Source organism: Enterobacter cloacae complex sp., assembly GCF_900322725.1.
GTDB classification, from domain to species: domain Bacteria; phylum Pseudomonadota; class Gammaproteobacteria; order Enterobacterales; family Enterobacteriaceae; genus Enterobacter; species Enterobacter quasihormaechei.
In genome coordinates, this window is the sequence record NZ_LT991957.1 from 14,269 (window position 1) to 32,085 (window position 17,817).

Sequence of the window (17,817 nt, forward strand, 5' to 3'; positions counted from 1 at the left end):
TTTGTCTCAGGATGCCTCAGGCCGCGTTAACGACCTGAGGCAGAGCACATAATCAGAAGCCGAGGCTGTCCAGCAGATCGTCCACCTGATCCTGGCTTGCCACCACGCCCGCCTTGCTGGCGTCGAGCTGTGGCCCATTGAGCAGGCTTTCGTTCTCGCGTTTCGGACGGGCAGCCGGTTCCGGAATGTTCTCCAGCAGCACCATCAGCAACTGACGCTCAATCTCCTGAATCACATCCATCATGCGCTTGATCACCTGGCCGGTAAGATCCTGGAAATCCTGCGCCATCATAATGTCGAGCAGCTGGGCGTTAGTGAAGCTGGTGTGTCCCGGCACGTCCCCCAGGAACTGGCGGGTATCGGTGACCAGCTCGCGCGCGTCGGCCAGCTCGATTGGGTTTTCAAACCACGCGTCCCAGCGTTGGGTCAGGGCTTTTGCGCCCTTCTCCATCGCGTCCTGGTGCGGCTGCGAAGCTTCAACGCTGTTCAGCGCGCGCTCGGCTGCCTGCGCGGTCATCTGGACCACATAGTCCAGACGGTCACGGGCGTCAGGGATGGCTTCCGCCGCTTCGGCGATCGCCTGGTCCAGCCCCAGTTCACGCAGGCTGTCGCGCAGCATGCGCGTCAGGCTACCAATGCGGGCAATAATGTCGCTCGGCGAATGTTCTTCAACGGGTTTCATAGCAGGTTGCATCATCACCACCACCTCACATGCCGAGTTTCTCGAAGATCTTGCCGAGCTTCTCTTCCAGAGTCGCCGCGGTGAAAGGCTTCACCACGTAGCCGCTTGCGCCCGCCTGTGCGGCAGCAATAATGTTCTCTTTTTTCGCTTCTGCGGTCACCATCAGCACCGGCAGAGAGGCCATGCCCGCATCCGCGCGAATGGTTTTCAGCAGTTCGAGACCGTCCATGTTTGGCATGTTCCAGTCGGAAATCACAAAGCCAAACCCGCCAGCCTGGAGTTTGTTCAGCGCATCCACACCGTCTTCTGCTTCTTCAACATTGTTGAATCCCAACTCTTTCAGCAGGTTGCGCACAATGCGACGCATGGTGGAAAAGTCATCCACAACCAAAAACTTAAGCTCTTTATCCGCCATAAAATAATACTCCTGAGTCAAATACGTATTGCCTGTCCGGCACTGATTTTCGCCAGCATCTGCTGGCTTACCTGGCTAAGATCGACCACTTCGCTCACGCCACCCATATTGATGGCCTCGCGCGGCATGCCGAACACCACACAACTTGCTTCATTCTGCGCGATGGTCCAGGCGCCAGCCTGGTGCATCGCAAGCATTCCGGCGGCGCCGTCGTTGCCCATCCCCGTCAGGATCACCCCTACGGCGTTGCGCCCCGCATGTTTCGCCACCGAATGAAACAGCACATCCACCGACGGACGGTGCCGGTTAACCGGCGGCCCGTCATGAATTTTGATTTGATAGTTCGCCCCGCTGCGCGCCAGCTCCATGTGTTTGTCACCCGGAGCGATATACGCGTGTCCCGGCAGCACGCGCTCGCCGTCTTCCGCCTCTTTCACACTAATCTGGCACAGCTTATTCAGGCGCTCCGCGAACGAGCGGGTGAAGCCTGGCGGCATATGTTGCGTAATCAGGATACCCGGGCTTGAGAGCGGCAATGGCTGGAGTACATGGCGAATTGCCTCTGTTCCTCCGGTTGACGCGCCAATCACCAGCAGTTTTTCCGAGCTGAGTAATGGCCCCGCCTTCAGCGTTGCCGGGGCCGCCGTCGGCTTGTGCGCGGCGAGCTTCGCCCGGGATGCGGTGCGGATCTTCTCGGCGATCATCTCGCTGTACGCCAGCATCCCCTCGCGAATGCCGAGCTGCGGCTTGGTGACAAAATCCACCGCCCCCAGCTCCAGCGCGCGCAGGGTAATCTCCGAGCCTTTCCCGGTCAGGGAGGAGACCATCACCACCGGCATCGGTCGCAGGCGCATTAATTTTTCCAGAAAATCGATGCCATCCATGCGCGGCATTTCGACATCGAGCGTCAGCACGTCGGGGTTATATTTTTTGATTAAATCCCGCGCGACCAGCGGATCGGGCGCTGTCGCCACCATCTCCATATCGCTGTGGCTATTGATGATTTCGGTCATAATCTGGCGCATCAGCGCCGAATCATCGACAGACAATACCCTGATTTTACTCATGCTTTTTCCTTACTCAGCGCATATACCGTTTGCCCACGCAGGCTAAACTCACGCACGAGGTTGCTAAAGTTTTCCGAGTGCCCGGCAAACAGTAAACCGTCAGACTTGAGCAACGGAACAAAGCGACGCAGAATGTCCTGTTGCGTCGTTTTATCAAAATAGATCATCACGTTACGGCAAAAAATGGCGTCGAATGGCCCCGGCACGTTGTACTGCTTGTCCAGTAAATTAACGGGGGCAAATTCCACGCAGTTCGCCAGCTCCTGGCGTACGCGCACCAGTCCTTCGTGCGGGCCAGTTCCGCGCATGAAGTAACGCTGTAGCTGCTGAGGCGACAGCGTTTTCAGCTCATCCTGGCGATAAACGCCGTTGCGGGCTTTTTCCAGCACTTCGGTGTCGATGTCGCTGGCGTACACTTTCCAGCGACCCGGCGCCATGCCCAGGGTGTCCGCCAGGGTGATGGCCAGCGAGTACGGCTCCTCACCGGTGGAGGCCGCCGCGCTCCAGACGCGATACTCTCCGCTACGGCGACGGGCGTGTTCCGCCAGCATCGGGAAGTGATGCGCCTCGCGGAAAAACGCGGTCAGGTTGGTGGTTAATGAGTTGATAAATGCCTGCCATTCGGCGCTGTTCTGGTTCGCTTCGAGCATGCTCAGATAGCGGCCAAAATCGTCCAGCCCCAGCGTGCGCAGGCGCCGCACCAGCCGGTTGTAGACCATGTCTCGCTTATGGTCAGCAAGCACGATCCCCGCACGCTGGTAGATTAACTGACATATCCGACGAAAATGCGCGTCGGACAGCGCGAGGCGCTGTGTCATCTGCAACAATAATGACGTTTGCCCTGAGGGCATGGGTGATGTCATAGCGCCTTCTTAATCACATTCAGGATACAACGGGCACGGCCTGTGACCGTCCGACTTCTGTTACTGCTTCAACGTGCTCTTTCACATTAAATACGGCGACTAATCCGGTAAGGTGATCCGCCTGGTTCGCCAGCTGATCGGCAGCCGACGCCGCCTCTTCCACCAGCGAGGCGTTCTGCTGCGTAACCTGATCCATCTGCGTAACGGCCTGCGCCACCTGCTCAATGCCGCGACGCTGTTCATCCGACGCCGAGGCAATCTCGCCCATAATGTCGTTCACCCGCGTCACGGAGGTGACAATCTCGTGCATGGTCTGCGCGGCGGTATCCACCAGCGCGGATCCCTGCTGGACGCGGGAGACCGATTCTTCAATCAGCCCTTTGATCTCTTTCGCCGCGTTGGCGCTGCGGCTGGCAAGGTTACGGACTTCACCGGCAACCACCGCAAACCCGCGTCCCTGCTCCCCGGCACGCGCCGCTTCCACCGCAGCGTTCAGCGCCAGAATATTGGTCTGGAACGCGATACCGTCGATGACGCTAATAATGTCGCCAATTTTCTGCGAACTGGCGGCAATCTCCTGCATCGTGCTGGCGACGTGCGAGGCCTGGTCACCCCCACGTTTCGCCGTCATCGCCGCCTGCCTGGACAAGTCGGACGCCTGACGCGCGTTATCGGCGTTCTGGCTTACCGTCGCGGTCAGTTGCTCCATACTGGCCGCCGTCTGCGCCAGCGATGCCGCCTGCTGTTCGGTGCGGGACGACAGATCGTTATTGCCCGCCGCAATCTCTGAGATCCCGGTGTGCATGGCGTAACTGCCCTGACGAACGTTGCTTACCGTTTCCCGCAGCGATCCCTGCATCGCCTTCAGGCTGGCAAAAATCGCCGATATTTCATTCTTGCCATACACGGCAACCGGACGCGCCAGATCGCCTTTTGCGATACTGTCGAAGTGGCTGCTGATGATGGCCAGCGGCTGCACGATCGTTTTGCGCGACCACCACAGCGAGCCGCCGGTCAGCAGGGCCGCCAGGATCACCATGGTCAGAAAAATCATCCCTGACATGCGGTAGCTGGTATGGCTGTCCGCGCCGGCACGCGCCACAAACTGGTTAATATCCTGCTGCCACGCGTTAAAGCTGCCGTCGAACGCCGCCTGAGATGCCTGTACCGGCGCGGTCAGGAAGTCAGAAAGCTGGTTGTTCTCCAGCCACGTCGCCTGATGCTCGAGATCGCCGTACCACGCATCAAAGTTCTTCTTCATGGCGACCTTCAGCGCTTTCTCTTTCTCACTCACCGCCTCCTGCGCCGCAAACGCCTTAAACTGCGCGTCGGCCTGCTTCAGGCTGCTGCGGGCCACGACCATCAGCGTATTAATATCATCCGGCGGATAGCTCAGCGCGGTTAAGGTCCCTGCTTTGTTCAGCGCAGTGCTTGCCTGCAACAGCACGGCACGCGTTTGTGCCAGTGCGGAGCGCTGCTGATTACTCGTCTCAACTTCCTGCAAATTCTGATAGCCATCGCGAAACGCCCAGAAAGACAACCCGTTACTGCCAACCTGCAAAACCCCACACAGGATCAGAATCAAAAACAGTGTGGTCGAGATACGAATACGATTTAACATCCACGCTCCCATCAAGCGGCAAGCAGCCGCGGTTTAATTGTCAGTCAAAATGTTTCCCAGTTTTCATCTTGTCCGGTCACCGCTGCGCGCGTACGTGCTGTCACGGGCGCCGGGGCTGCTTCGCCGTACACCTGCCGCGAGCTGACCGTATTTGTTGTTTTTGAAGTAAGACGGAACGCCGAGACGGCCATTTTCAGGCGGCTCGCCTGGTCCTCCAGCGCAGCGGCCGCCGCAGCGGACTCCTGCACCAGGGCGGCGTTTTGCTGCGTCACACGATCCATTTCCGATACCGCCAGGGCGACCTGGTCAATACCACGACTCTGCTCGTCCGATGCAGAGGCGATTTCACCCATGATGTCCGTCACGCGCGTCACGGCATTCACGATGTCATTCATGGTTTCACCCGCGCTTTCTACCAGCACCGAGCCGGTATCCACGCGTGAAACAGAGTCTTCAATCAGGGCTTTGATCTCTTTCGCCGCGTTGGCACTGCGGCTGGCAAGGTTGCGCACTTCGCCGGCGACCACGGCAAATCCTCGTCCCTGCTCGCCCGCTCGCGCCGCTTCAACGGCCGCGTTCAGCGCCAAAATGTTGGTCTGGAAGGCGATGCCGTCGATAACGCTGATGATGTCGGCGATTTTCTTCGAACTGTCGGCAATGTCGTGCATGGTTTTCACCACGCCGTCGACCACGCGACCGCCGCGCTGGGCGGTATCGGACGCGCTTTCTGCAAGCTGAGACGCCTGGCGGGCGTTGTCGGCGTTCTGCTTCACGGTTGCGGTGAGCTGCTCCATGCTGGCAGCAGTCTCTTCCAGGGCAGACGCCTGCTGTTCGGTACGGGACGAGAGATCGTTGTTACCCATCGCGATTTCACTCGTGCCGGTGTAGATGGCATCCGCCCCCTCACGCACGTTGGCGACGGTATCAATCAGCGAACGCTGCATGTGGTCGACGCTGGTCGCCAGCTCGGTGATCTCGTTGCGGCCAGAAACGGTCAGCGTTTTAGTGAGATCGCCCCGGCCAATGTCACGGATATGCGCAATGACGCGGCCCAGCGGGTTCAGCAGGATATGGCGAATGCCGTACCAGACGGCCATCAGCACGATGACCAGCGCGAGGGCAAGAACCGCCATCTGCCATTTTGCAAAACGGTAGTCGCTCTGGCTTTGCGTAAACGCCGAGTGATAAAGCTCGCCGCTGGCTTTGGCGTACTCGCCGAGCGCCGCGCCGAGGGCGTTCTGCATGCCCTGGGTCGGCTGGGCGAAATAGGCATCCATATTGCCCTTCTCCAGGAACTGCACCAGCTCCGTCAGGCCGGCAAAGTAGGCCTGATATTTTTCATCTATATTCGCGCTCGCCTGCGCCATTGCGGGCTGAGGGGCGATTTTTTTGAAGGCGTCATAGTGTTTCGCCGCGTCTGCCAGCGTGGCGCGCGCGTTCTTCAGCAGTTCCGTTTTGGCGCTGCTCTGCTGGTTGTTCGGGTCCATCATCATGCGGGCGGACGAGCGGCTCAGGTTGATACGCGTCTGCAACATCAGATCCCAGGTCGTGGTCAGTTCACTTTGCTGCATCCGCAAATCGTTCGAGGCCGCGAAGCTGTCCTGGTTCTGTTTTAAAGACGAGAAAAAGAGGCCGCCAGAAATAAGCTGAAGAAGTGCGAAAATGACCAGCACCATCATTAGCATTGTGACAACGCGGATACGGTTCAACATACAACACCTTCTCATCGATTGATTAACGGTGTTATCGGCACGGGCCACGGGAACTTTACATTTGCGAAAGGGAAAAGCGCGGAGGATCAGAACGCGACGTCAACAATCAGCGTGTCGCTGTAGGTTCCGGCAGGCGGCGTGGCCTGGCTGGTCAGGACTTTAGCGGTGTAGTTGTAGGTGCGTAAAAGCCCGTCGGTACTGACCTGGGACGAGCTGGCGCTGGCCCAGCGCTCGCTGCCGCTTCCGCCCCAGCGGTTGCTGGTCGCCTCTTTATAGATGTCGTAACTCATAAAGTTGCTGCCGCTAACCATACGACGAACGTTGTTCAGGGCGTTTGCGCCATTGTTTATCCCTATGGTGTAGGTGCTGCCTTTGGTGCAGGTGACGGCGATCGACTGCGAAACGGTGGGGAAATTTTGCACCAGCGGCGCGCTGTTGAAGTTCACGTCAGGCGTGGTCATGGTGCTGCAATCGTTGGTGACGGTCATATTAAGGAGGATAGAGGTGGTTGCCGTGCCGGTTTGCGGGGTCAGGCACGCCCCGACCGCGCCAACGGCGCACACGTTGTAGTTGATGCTGAACGTTAGCAACACCTGGTACGGCCCGGCCGTGACGTTCTGCCCCGGCACGGTACGGAAATAAAGGGGAATGTTGTAGCGTCTGGACCCCAGCAGCCCGAGCAGGGTGTTGCCGCTCCAGGTATAGGATTTACTGATTTGCACTTCACTGTTCCCGCCACAGCCAGTGGCACCGCACAGGCGCGTGGGGATAACGTCCGCGATAGCCGCGTTATCGGTGCGTTTCATGGTGGCGCGGCTGTTGGCGGCTATCGACGCCGAGGTGTAGGTCAGCGTCACCGAGTCGTTGGTGAGGAGGTTGAGGACCGTATCGCAGGAGACCACCAGCGTGCCGGTGGTTTGCACCTCCCCCGTGCTGCTCAGGGCGAACGAGGTGACGCTGCCAAACGAGGCGTTCACCGTACTGACGGTGCAGGCCGCCCAGCCGCTGCCCGAGAACAGCAGCAGTATGGCTATCATCAAACGTTTCATGGCGCCTCCCGGCAGGTCAGCGGACCGTAGGTTTGCAGCTTATGCTCGGGGTTTGCGCCCACGGTCAGCGTTGCGGTACAGCGTTTACCGTCCGGGGTGATAACCTCCAGTGGGTTCACATCGTTGAGGTTTTCCAGCCAGGCGAGGCCGTCATAGCCGACAACCGCGCTGCTGCGGGACGCGCGTTTGACCTGGCTTCCCACCGGGATCGCATAGCCCTGCGCATCGTGGAGGATCACGCTGGCTACCCGCTCTTGCTCCATCGGGAAATCCACCAGATAGCCGTTATGCCGACGAATCGCTACCCGACGTTCGGTCTCCTTCAGCCGGGTATCTGCCGGAAGGTTCAGGGTATCAATGCGGTAGCTTGCCGGATAGTAGGCGGAAACGCCGCTCACCAGCAGGTAGCCTTTGTTATTGGTTTTACCGACCGGCTGGTTCTCGTAGCTGACGGGTACGTCCGGGTGTCCGTCGGTGCTGATCACCACAAACGCGTCGTTGATTTTGTTCGCCGCAAACAGTTCACCGTCCATCAGCACGATGGATCCCATCGCCTCGCCCCACCAGGTCATCATGCCCTTCTCGCCGTAGCCGCCGCCCTGAAGCTCAACGTTGTTATTGCGCCAGCCGAGGGTGGCCTGCTGATAGTTACTCGACCGCGACTGGTTGGCCCAGGCCATGTTCCAGCTAAAGCCGCCGTCAGACGGCATCGAGTGGTTATAGTTAATGCGTTGCGTGCTGCCTGCGTCAGGCGTGTTTTCAAAGGTGACGGCGGCGCTGTCGCGTTCGCCGAGGGGAACCTGCAACGACAGCGCAACCGTCCAGTCGCCTCGCTGCTGGTCACGGCTGGCAGCCAGATAAATACTGCTTGAGCCCCACAGGTTGCGGCTCCAGGAGAGGTTAAGCAACTCGGTTTTGCGGCTGTCAAAACTCTCAACGCCGATCCACGCCGCGCCGATATTGCCGTAATCACCGAGGTTAAAGGTTAAGGAGTACTGGTCGGTATTGCGGCTCAGGCTGGCAATGGGGTTATCATATTCATCATAAACGGTGGGCTGATCGTACAGGGCGAGGTTGCCGAAGCCGCGATCGCGTCGGGTATGCTGGGTCGCTACGCTAAACTCGCTGGTGCTGTACTGATAGCCCCAGTTCATCTGTCCCCCTTCGTCGCCGCGCATCCGGCTTTGGGTATAAGCGGTATTGACCACGCCAAAACGCCCGAGCTTCACCACCGTGCCCGCGCCGCCGAGCGCCAGCGATTCCGCCCCTTCCGCGTGCCCTTCCAGCGTGAGCCAGTCGGTCACCCCGTAGCGATACGATCCGCTGCCCGCCGCCGGGCCATAATCGAAATTGTCTATACCGTAGTTGCGCCGCAGGCTGCCCAGCGTCACGGCGCCGTCGCTTAACCCCTGCTTCAGCACATCGCTGCTGACGTAAAACGGCAGTGTGGTGCTCACCTGACGCCCCAGCGCGTCGGTGGTAACCAGTACCGCATCTCCCGCGCCGTTGATATACGGCAGATTAGTGAGGGTAAACGGCCCCGGCTGAAGACGGGTGGAGCCGGAACGGTAGCCGTTGATAAACAGATCGACCGAGGTCGGCACCGCCGCCTCACCGGAAAACTCCGGCAGCGGCCAGGTCACCAGATCCGGACGCAGGGAGAAGTCGCGCCCGTAGCTGATCCCGCCCATGCGCACGCTGGTGCTCCAGCTCAGCGCATCGCTGATAACGTCCCCGACGGTCCAGGTGGTGGCATCCTCTTCGTTGGTGATCAGCAGGGTCGAGTCATAACGCACGTACCCTTCCTGCTGCCCGCTGCTTCCGGCGAAATTCTGTCGGGCGTACCCTGTTGAAGAAAACGAATAGTCTTCGTTGAAATAGCGGAACTCATGCCACAGCGATGCCTGGCCGCCCGTGTGCTCGGTATGGTTGGTATAAACGTCGTAGTTGAGCAGCGCACCCCGGCCATAATGCGGTTTGCTTTGCGCGCTCTGACCGTTAAACGAGGTGATCCGCGCCGCAACCCAATCCCGGGGGACCGTCAGCATTAGCCGCTGGGCGCTGCTGTCATACTCCACGCGTACCGATGAAAGCGTTGAAAGGTTCACCTCTCCGGCAGGCACATGCTCCGGCGGCAGCCCGGCGCGAAGCAAATCTGCCCCTGAAATATACCAGGCGCCCTCGCGCTGCGTCACCGGCACCACCAGACCCGTGTCATAGTGGTTCAGCACCAGGGCGAGCTGGAATACTGCTTCACCGTTCATCGTCTGCGCGTCCGGCGGTGGCGGTAAACTGTCGTCGCCGGTTTCGCCAAAGGCGCTGGTACTGACGCAAAGCAGGATCATCATCGCCGGTTTCAGCTGTCGGGCGTCGATTGCCATTGCGTATCCCTGGCATTAATTTGCGCGCTCATCCGATTCGGCTGATAAATCCCTGCCGGAAGCGGCCAGCTTCGGGTGCTGCCAGGCAGCACGTAACCCAGTAGCCCCTCGGCAACCGTGCGTTTTTGCCCGCCCTGCTCAACCGCAACCTGGCTGAGCCTGACGTGAACGTTCCCCTGATTGCGGACCTGAAGCGCGGGTTTTCCCTCCTCCTGAATGACCCGCCAGCTGAGTTGCTGCGTGTTCGCCAGCGCGTGATGCGCTCCTTCATTGAGGGTGGGGATCCCCTGGCCGTAGACGAATAAAGGAATGGAGTAGCGCATTTGCAGTTTCAGGCCGAGGGACGGTTCCGCTTTAGCATCCGGCTGGGGAATTTCATCCACGATAATCCGGTAGGCTTGCTCGACGCCCGACGGGATCGTCCCCTGCTTGATCAGGCGAATAAGCTGTTTACTGCCGTTTGCGATGGTCACAATCGGCGGGCTGGCGACCACATCCTGCTGGGCAGTGTAACGCTCATATCCGCCCTCCTGTTTCCAGCGCACAATACGTATCTGCATTGTCGTGGCGCTGTTGCCCTGGTTCTGGATCCACAATTCAGTGGCTTTGGCCTCTGCCGAAAGCCACGGATCGATGGGCCACAGAAGAATGGTTGCCGCTGCTTGCGCCTTTACCGCCGCGAGGGCCGTCACCCCCAACAGACTTATCAGGCCTGACCGCCTGAAAAATGGCTTCATCGATGCTCTCCCTTTCCTACCATGACAAGGTCACGGTGAGTTGATCTGAATAAGTTCCTGACGGGCTAAACCCGGTCAGCAGCGCGACGCCAAAAAGAGGCAGCGCGATGTTATTGCTGTTGGTATAGGTAATCGGTATGGCCTGGTTAACCCCAATTTCACTGTTTGCGGCCAGAGAGCTGCTGCTGTAGAGGCGGTATCCAACCACCTCCGTCCCGCCTGAACGGGTCATCCGCCGCACCGAGCTGTAGTTCTGCCCGCCGTTAATGCTCATGCTTAGCGCCACGCCCGGCGTACAGGCAATGGACAACGCGCCGTCGGCGACAAAGCTGGTGCTGACCGGCGCGCTTTCCACACCGCTGCGGGTCCCGAAATTTAGCGTACCGAAACGCCCGCCGGTGCCGGTGCTTACCGAGCATCCGGGTACCACCGTCGCGCTCACCCTGAATGACTGGGACGTCACCGCCCTGGCGTCGGGGAGCAGCACCAGCCCGACGAACAGGGCCAAAAAAGGGTGCACGAGGCCCTCTGCGCTGACGCGCAGACATAAACACAGTGCCTTCATGGCTGAATCAGTAGGTGACGCTGACGTTAATCGTGTCGGTATAGGTTCCCGGTACGACCGTTACGCTATTACCGCCGCCCGTAATGCGTGCGTAGAGGGTGTAGCTATCCACCCCACCCGCCGTAGAGGCAACCGGCAGCGCGGCATTGTTCGCAACCACGTTGTTGTAACCGCTGTCGCTGAACAGGCTGTAGGCAACGCCCTGCGCCGCATTGGCGGTGTTCACCAAATAGCGGCCCGGCGTACCTGGGGTGCCGACGACGGTTCCGGGTGCGGTAGCGTTGGTGTTGCCGGTGATCGCCACCGTATAGCTGGCGGTGGTACATTGAATGGTAAAGGTGTTTCCTCCACTGGCACCGGTTAACTGGGTTGTCAGCGTGGAAAACGTAGCAGGATGGGTGCCGAAATCGAGCGTACCGAAGTTAATGCCGTTTTGCGTTGGCGAGCCGTTGATCAAGCAGCCGTTGGTCAGCGTCAGCGTCGCGCCGATAGTGCCGCTACTGGTGACCGCGAGAGCCTGACCGACCGTTGTCGCCGTCAGCAGCGTGCCCGCGCAGATAAAAAGAAGTTTTCTTTTCATTTACCACTCTCCAGAAGATTATAGGTTCGCTTGCTATATTTTATTCATACTGTTCAATATGTTAGCCCCGCTAAAACATTCCCCGGCGCGGTTACTGAGAATTTAGTTTATGGTTAGCACTTCAACCACTTTCATCAAAAAGCGGTCAACTTCGCCCGAATTAACAGACTATTAACAAACATTACAAAGAGTTAGCAAAAAAAAAGAGGCATTATTCTTGCTTAGCTTGAGGATATATCGCCTGTAGTGTGATCTGCGTCACAATATATCGTGACCTGCAAAACAACGAATTTCATAAAAATTAAAAACAAGTTGTAACTCACCCCGCTTTACTTCAATTTATGCCCCGAATATTTTCCTGCGCTTAAATAAAAATTTTGTATGCATTGACGCAGGAAACTCTTTTAGCGCATCGAGGATCTTTTTGTGGCAAGTGCAAACAAACTCACGCTCTTCATCGTGATTTTCATGTTGGCGGGTATTCTTTCAGGTGCAGCGATCCATGAATATGCATCGCCCGACGCGATACAGGCCTGGTCGGAGAACATTACGCTGCTGACCGATATCTTCCTGCGGCTGATTAAAATGGTGATTGCCCCGCTGGTGTTCAGCACCCTGACGGTGGGCATTATGAGGCTGGGTGAAACGTCGACGATTGGACGCGTCGGTGGTAAAGCGATGGTATGGTTTATCAGCTCGTCCGTGCTTTCCATTCTGGTGGGGCTGTTTATCGTTACCCTTGAACAACCCGGCAGCGGTCTGAACCTGAGCATTCCTACTGAGACGGTTGATACCGGCCTGGCCGTGAGCGGGATGTCGCTGAAAGCCTTCCTGTCACACACCATTCCAACCAGCATTGCCGGCGCGATGGCCAACAATGAGATCCTGCAAATTGTGGTCTTCTCGATGTTCTTCGGCATTGGCGGCGCGTCGCTGGGCCAAAAATTCAACGCCCCGCTGGTCGCGGCGCTGGATGTGGTGTCCCACATTATGCTTAAAGTGACGGGCTACGTGATGTACGTTGCGCCGCTGGCCATTTTTGCAGCGATCTCGTCGGTGATTGCCACGCAGGGGCTGGGCATTTTGCTGAACTATGCCTCGTTTATTGGTGGTTACTATGTGGCGATCCTCCTGACCTGTCTGGTGTTGCTGGCGGTCGGTTACATGGTGCTGAAAAAAGAGGTTTTCCGTCTGGTGGCGATGCTGAAGGATCCGGTGCTGGTGGCGTTTACCACCAGCAGTTCAGAAGCGGCATACCCAAAAACGCTGGAGCAGCTAGCGCGCTTCGGCTGTTCACGTAATATCGCCTCTTTCGTCCTGCCAATCGGCTATTCATTTAACCTGGTCGGCTCCATGGTGTACTGCTCGTTCGCCTCGATGTTTATCGCCCAGGCGTACAATATTCACCTGAGTTTCACCGAGGTGACGGTGCTGATGCTCACGCTGATGCTGGCCTCGAAGGGTATTGCGGGCGTACCGCGCTCGTCGCTGGTGGTGCTGGCGGCAACCATTCCGAGCTTTAACATTCCGGTCGCCGGGATCCTGCTGCTGATGGGAATTGACCATTTCCTGGATATGGGGCGATCGGCTATCAACGTGCTGGGGAACGGGATTGCGACGGCGATGCTGTCGCAGAATGAAGGGGCGCGGGAAGCGGAGGCAGAGCTGGTGGAGCAGGAGGCGTAAGGTTACAAAAGAGCCGGGTGGCGGCTTCGCCTTACCCGGCCTACAAATGGCTCGAACACGTAGGCCGGGTAAGCGTCAGCGCCACCCGGCTTTGTTTTATGCCACGTGATTCGCCGCGATGTCCAGCAGCGCCATCTCTTCACTGTTCAGCAGCTTCTCAATATTGACCAGAATCAGCATACGCTCGCCGAGCGCACCCAGACCCGTCAGGTATTCCGTCGACAGCGTGACCGCAAACTCCGGCGCAGGACGGATTTGATCGGCGGTCAGCGACAGCACGTCAGACACGCCGTCCACGACGATCCCTACCACGCGCTGCCCCAGATTCAGGACAATCACCACCGTGTTGTCGTTGTACTCCACGTCGCCCTGGCTGAACTTCACGCGCAGATCCACGATAGGCACAATCACACCGCGCAGGTTGGTCACACCCTTGATAAACGCTGGCGTGTTCGCAATGCGCGTTACCTGATCGTAACCGCGAATTTCCTGCACTTTCAGAATGTCGATCCCGTACTCTTCATCCCCTAAAGTGAAAACCAGGAATTCCTGCCCAGATGGCTCGCCCGCCAGTTTCGTTACGTTACTCATACCGGTCATGTTATTACCTTTTACTTAATCAGGCGGCTGTGTTCGCCACACGTTGTTCACGATTTAATCCCTGAAGTGCCGATACATCGACGATCAGCGCGACGCTACCATCACCCAGGATGGTGGCAGCAGAGATCCCCGGCACTTTGCGGTAGTTACTTTCCAGGTTCTTAACCACCACCTGATGCTGACCAATCAGCTGATCGACCAGCAGCGCGTAGCGGCGCCCGGCGCTTTGCAGGATCACAACGATACCCTGCGTCGCCTCGGTTTTTGCCCCGTCCACTTCGAACACTTTCCACAGTTCCACCAGCGGCAGGTACTCGCCGCGCACTTCAAGCACGCGCTCGCCGCCCGCCAGCGGATGGAGATCTTCTTCACGCGGCTGGAGGGATTCCATCACCGCGTTCAGCGGCAGAATAAAGACTTCGTCCGCCACTTTAACGGACATACCGTCAAGAATGGCCAGCGTCAGCGGCAGCAGTATACGAATCGTGGTGCCCGCGCCCTGCTTAGACTGGATCTCAACGTGACCGCCCATCTCCTGAATGTTACGTTTCACCACGTCCATGCCCACGCCACGGCCGGAAACATCGGTGACCTGCTCTGCGGTTGAGAAGCCCGGGGCAAAAATCAGCATGCCCACTTCTTCATCGGTCATGTTTTCGTTGACCGCCATCCCCTGCGAAATCGCCTTCGCCAGGATACGCTCGCGGTTCAGGCCCGCGCCGTCATCGGTCACTTCGATGCAGATGTTGCCGCCCTGATGTTCCGCAGAGAGGATCAGGTTGCCAACCGGCGATTTCCCGGCGGCCACGCGGTTTTCCGGCAGCTCGATGCCGTGGTCGAGGCTGTTACGCACCAGGTGCGTTAACGGGTCGATAATGCGTTCAATCAGGCTTTTGTCCAGCTCGGTAGAGCTGCCCATCAGCGTGAGTTCGATTTGCTTGTTGAGCTTGCCGGCCAGGTCGCGCACCAGGCGCGGGAAGCGGCTGAAGACATATTCCATCGGCATCATGCGGATGGACATCACCGATTCCTGCAAATCGCGGGCGTTACGTTGTAACTGACCCATGCTGGTGATGAGATCCCCGTGGGTCACCGGGTCCAGCTCGTTGGAGCGCTGGGCCAGCATCGACTGGGTGATCACCAGTTCACCGACCAGGTTGATCAGCTGATCCACTTTTTCTACCGCCACGCGAATGCTCGTGGACTCGCTGGAACGCGCCGCCGGTTTTTCACCGCGCGCCGGCGATGCCGTCTCTTTAGGCACGGCCTTCAGCGCAGGGGCAGCAGGGACCATCGCAGGGGCCTTTTCTTCCGCAGCGGGCGCTTCAACCGCCGCAGCGTCGGTTTCAAAAGCAATCTGATCCGCTTCAATAACGAAGCACAGCACCGCCACGATGTCGTCCTGGCCGATACCGTCGTCGAGGGTCGCGGCCAGACTGTCTTTGCCCTTCACCACGTTGCTGAGCGTCGCCAGGTTACCCAGCTCCTCTTCCAGCAGGTTGACCTCGTTCTCTTTCAGGCGTGACAGCACCACGCGCAGTTTCCCTGCGGGCGCTTCAGGAGCCGTATCTGGCTCAGCAACGGCGTCAACAACGCTCAGTTTTGCCGCAGGGACAACGGGCGCAGACGCCTCACCTTTGGCTTCCAGCGCGAGCTGACGCAGCGCGTTGCAGATGTATTCAAAGCTGGCGGCATCAGGCTCTGCCGAACTTTTATAGGCGTCGAGCTGTTCCTGCATAATATCTTTCGTTTCCAAAAACAGGTTGATAATGTCGGTATTGAGCTGCATCTCACCGCGTCGTGCTTCATCCAGCAGGTTTTCCATTAAATGGGTCGTTTCCTGCAAAATGGTAAATCCAAACGTGCCGGCTCCGCCTTTAATGGAATGCGCCGCACGGAAGATGGCATTGAGCTGTTCTGAGTCCGGTGCTTCAGGCACCAGATCCAGCAAATGTTGCTCCATATCGGCCAACAGTTCGTCGGCTTCATCAAAAAATGTCTGGTAAAAATCGGTAATATCCATGCTCACGCTATCACCTCGGATTGGCTGGTGGCGATGTTGGAACGGCAGCCGAAGGGACGGCCCCAGGCTGTTTTAAATCGTCCAGTGACTCATTCTGACTTTCGGCGTTTTCGTGCAGGATGGCCTGCTCCGCCTGCTGGTTCAGCACTAAAAGACTGATACGACGGTTGATGGCGTCATCCGGTCCGCGGTCGGTAAGGCGCATGGTTGCAGCCATGCCGACCACGCGCAGGACCTTGCCATCATCAAGCCCACCCGCCACCAGCTCGCGTCGCGAGGCGTTGGCGCGATCGGCAGAAAGCTCCCAGTTGCTGTATCCCTTCTCGCCCGTGGCGTACGGGAAATCATCCGTGTGACCGGACAGGCTCACGCGGTTAGGAATGCCGTTCAGCACCGGTGCAATCGCGCGCAGAATATCGCGCATATAGGGCTCCACGTCGGCGCTGCCGGTTTTGAACATCGGTCGGTTCTGGCTATCGATGATCTGAATGCGCAGCCCTTCCTGTACCAGGTCGATCTTCAGATGCGGACGCAGCGCGCGCAGTTTGGGGTCCGCTTCAATCAGCTGATCCAGGTCGCCGCGCAGTTTTTTCAGGCGCGCCTGCTCCATCCGTTTTTTCAGTTCGTCGATGTTAGGCTGTTTTTTGACTTCGCCCTGCTGCTGGGTGTAATCGTCACCGCCGCCGGGGATCGGGCTGTCGCTGTTCGAAATACGCGGCCCGCCGGTGACCGCCGTCGCCAGCGGCGTTCTGAAATATTCCGCAATCTGGATAAGCTCTTTCGGGCTGGAGATGGAGATCAGCCACATCACCAGGAAGAAGGCCATCATGGCGGTCATAAAGTCGGCGTAGGCGATTTTCCAGGAGCCGTGAGAACCGTGCCCGTGCCCCTTATGCTTGCGCTTTTTTACGATGACGATCGGGTGGGACTGGTTTTTCATGCGTCCTCGGTGGTCGTCTGTTGGTTAGGGTTTTTCACCGCACGCACGTGCTCTTCCAGTTCGATAAACGACGGACGTTCGCTGGAGTAGAGCGTTTTACGACCAAATTCGACGGCGATCGGTGGTGCATAGCCGTTGAGGTTTGAGAGCAGCGTAATTTTCACGCACTGCATCATTTTGGTGGTTTCGGCGCTCTTCTGGCGCAGCACGCTCGCCAGCGGGGAGATAAAGCCGTAGGCCAGTAAAATACCGAGGAAGGTTCCCACCATCGCGTGGGCGATCAGCGCGCCCAGCTCTGCCGCCGGGCGATCCGCCGAGGCCAGGGCATGAACAACGCCCATAACCGCCGCCACGATCCCGAAGGCCGGAAGCGAGTCGCCCACCAGCGCCAGGCTATTGGCTGGCACTTCAGATTCGCTTTCGTGGGTTTCGATCTCTTCGTCCATCAGGGCTTCAATTTCGAAGGTGTTCATGTTGCCGCTGATGATCAGGCGCAGGTAATCGACGATAAAATCGAGCATCATCGCATCGGCCAGAATACGCGGGTAGCTGGCGAAAATTTCGCTCTCTTTCGGGTTTTCGATGTCCCGCTCCAGCGAGAACATCCCCTGCTGACGTGACTTCGCCATCAGACGATAGAGCAGCGCCAGCAGATCCATATACATGCTTTTGGTGTATTTCGAACGACGAAACAGCAGCGGAATCGCCTTCAGCGTGCCCTTGATCGATTTACCGTTGTTCCCAACGATAAAAGCCCCTACCCCTGCACCGCCGATGATGACAAGTTCAGCCGGTTGATAGAGTGCTCCAAGGTGCCCGCCGGTCATCATGTAACCGCCGAAAACTGTACCGAGAACTACCAGGTAACCTAATAAGATAAGCACGACATCATCCTT

At 58.1% G+C, this 17,817-nt stretch carries 16 protein-coding genes; 1 reads left to right on the forward strand and 15 read right to left on the reverse strand.

Annotated elements, in window-relative coordinates:
- Positions 1-52: 52 nt before the first annotated feature.
- The 11 genes from cheZ to DBR02_RS00125 form a co-directional block, all read right to left on the reverse strand.
- A complete protein-coding gene (cheZ, locus tag DBR02_RS00075) occupies positions 53-697 on the reverse strand; it encodes a protein phosphatase CheZ (RefSeq protein ID WP_063450128.1) in 645 nt (214 codons plus the stop codon).
- 10 nt (positions 698-707) lie between these two features.
- On the reverse strand, positions 708-1,097 hold the full coding sequence (gene cheY, locus DBR02_RS00080; RefSeq protein WP_000763862.1) for a chemotaxis response regulator CheY: 390 nt from the start codon (positions 1,095-1,097) through the stop codon (positions 708-710).
- A gap of 17 nt (positions 1,098-1,114) precedes the next feature.
- The gene (locus DBR02_RS00085) at positions 1,115-2,164 is read right to left on the reverse strand and encodes a protein-glutamate methylesterase/protein-glutamine glutaminase (RefSeq protein WP_003859716.1); all 1,050 of its coding nucleotides are present in this window, start codon (positions 2,162-2,164) and stop codon (positions 1,115-1,117) included.
- The gene (cheR, locus tag DBR02_RS00090) at positions 2,161-3,027 is read right to left on the reverse strand and encodes a protein-glutamate O-methyltransferase CheR (protein WP_107533273.1); all 867 of its coding nucleotides are present in this window, start codon (positions 3,025-3,027) and stop codon (positions 2,161-2,163) included. Before cheR ends, DBR02_RS00085 begins: the two co-directional genes overlap by 4 nt.
- A gap of 19 nt (positions 3,028-3,046) precedes the next feature.
- Positions 3,047-4,648: a methyl-accepting chemotaxis protein IV gene (gene tap, locus DBR02_RS00095; protein ID WP_107533274.1), complete on the reverse strand. Its 1,602-nt coding sequence runs from the start codon at positions 4,646-4,648 to the stop codon at positions 3,047-3,049.
- Positions 4,649-4,692: 44 nt separating this feature from the next.
- A complete protein-coding gene (tar, locus tag DBR02_RS00100; protein WP_107533275.1) occupies positions 4,693-6,360 on the reverse strand; it encodes a methyl-accepting chemotaxis protein II in 1,668 nt (555 codons plus the stop codon).
- Positions 6,361-6,446: 86 nt separating this feature from the next.
- The gene (locus DBR02_RS00105; RefSeq protein WP_107533276.1) at positions 6,447-7,409 is read right to left on the reverse strand and encodes a Csu type fimbrial protein; all 963 of its coding nucleotides are present in this window, start codon (positions 7,407-7,409) and stop codon (positions 6,447-6,449) included.
- Entirely contained in the window at positions 7,406-9,790 is a 2,385-nt protein-coding gene (locus DBR02_RS00110; RefSeq protein WP_107533277.1) for a fimbria/pilus outer membrane usher protein, read from the reverse strand. Before DBR02_RS00110 ends, DBR02_RS00105 begins: the two co-directional genes overlap by 4 nt.
- A complete protein-coding gene (locus DBR02_RS00115) occupies positions 9,766-10,527 on the reverse strand; it encodes a fimbrial biogenesis chaperone (RefSeq protein ID WP_063868445.1) in 762 nt (253 codons plus the stop codon). Before DBR02_RS00115 ends, DBR02_RS00110 begins: the two co-directional genes overlap by 25 nt.
- Positions 10,528-10,543: 16 nt before the next feature.
- Complete coding sequence (locus tag DBR02_RS00120; RefSeq protein ID WP_063450135.1) at positions 10,544-11,092, reverse strand: Csu type fimbrial protein; 549 nt, start codon at positions 11,090-11,092, stop codon at positions 10,544-10,546.
- Positions 11,093-11,099: 7 nt separating this feature from the next.
- On the reverse strand, positions 11,100-11,672 hold the full coding sequence (locus DBR02_RS00125) for a spore coat protein U domain-containing protein (protein ID WP_063450136.1): 573 nt from the start codon (positions 11,670-11,672) through the stop codon (positions 11,100-11,102).
- A 426-nt stretch (positions 11,673-12,098) separates the two neighbouring features.
- Here DBR02_RS00125 and DBR02_RS00130 point away from each other — a divergent pair, with 426 nt between their 5' ends.
- On the forward strand, positions 12,099-13,358 hold the full coding sequence (locus DBR02_RS00130; protein WP_063868444.1) for a dicarboxylate/amino acid:cation symporter: 1,260 nt from the start codon (positions 12,099-12,101) through the stop codon (positions 13,356-13,358).
- Positions 13,359-13,454: 96 nt separating this feature from the next.
- Here DBR02_RS00130 and cheW read toward each other — a convergent pair whose 3' ends face one another.
- From cheW to motA, 4 genes are read right to left on the reverse strand one after another with little or no spacing between them, the layout of a single operon-like run.
- Positions 13,455-13,958: a chemotaxis protein CheW gene (gene cheW, locus DBR02_RS00135; protein ID WP_003859699.1), complete on the reverse strand. Its 504-nt coding sequence runs from the start codon at positions 13,956-13,958 to the stop codon at positions 13,455-13,457.
- Positions 13,959-13,977: 19 nt separating this feature from the next.
- A complete protein-coding gene (gene cheA, locus DBR02_RS00140; protein WP_107533278.1) occupies positions 13,978-15,987 on the reverse strand; it encodes a chemotaxis protein CheA in 2,010 nt (669 codons plus the stop codon).
- A 4-nt stretch (positions 15,988-15,991) separates the two neighbouring features.
- The gene (motB, locus tag DBR02_RS00145; RefSeq protein WP_022648511.1) at positions 15,992-16,921 is read right to left on the reverse strand and encodes a flagellar motor protein MotB; all 930 of its coding nucleotides are present in this window, start codon (positions 16,919-16,921) and stop codon (positions 15,992-15,994) included.
- Positions 16,918-17,805 carry a flagellar motor stator protein MotA gene (gene motA, locus DBR02_RS00150; protein WP_003859696.1) on the reverse strand — a complete coding sequence of 296 codons (888 nt, stop codon included), beginning with the start codon at positions 17,803-17,805 and terminating at the stop codon, positions 16,918-16,920. Before motA ends, motB begins: the two co-directional genes overlap by 4 nt.
- Positions 17,806-17,817 lie beyond the last annotated feature (12 nt).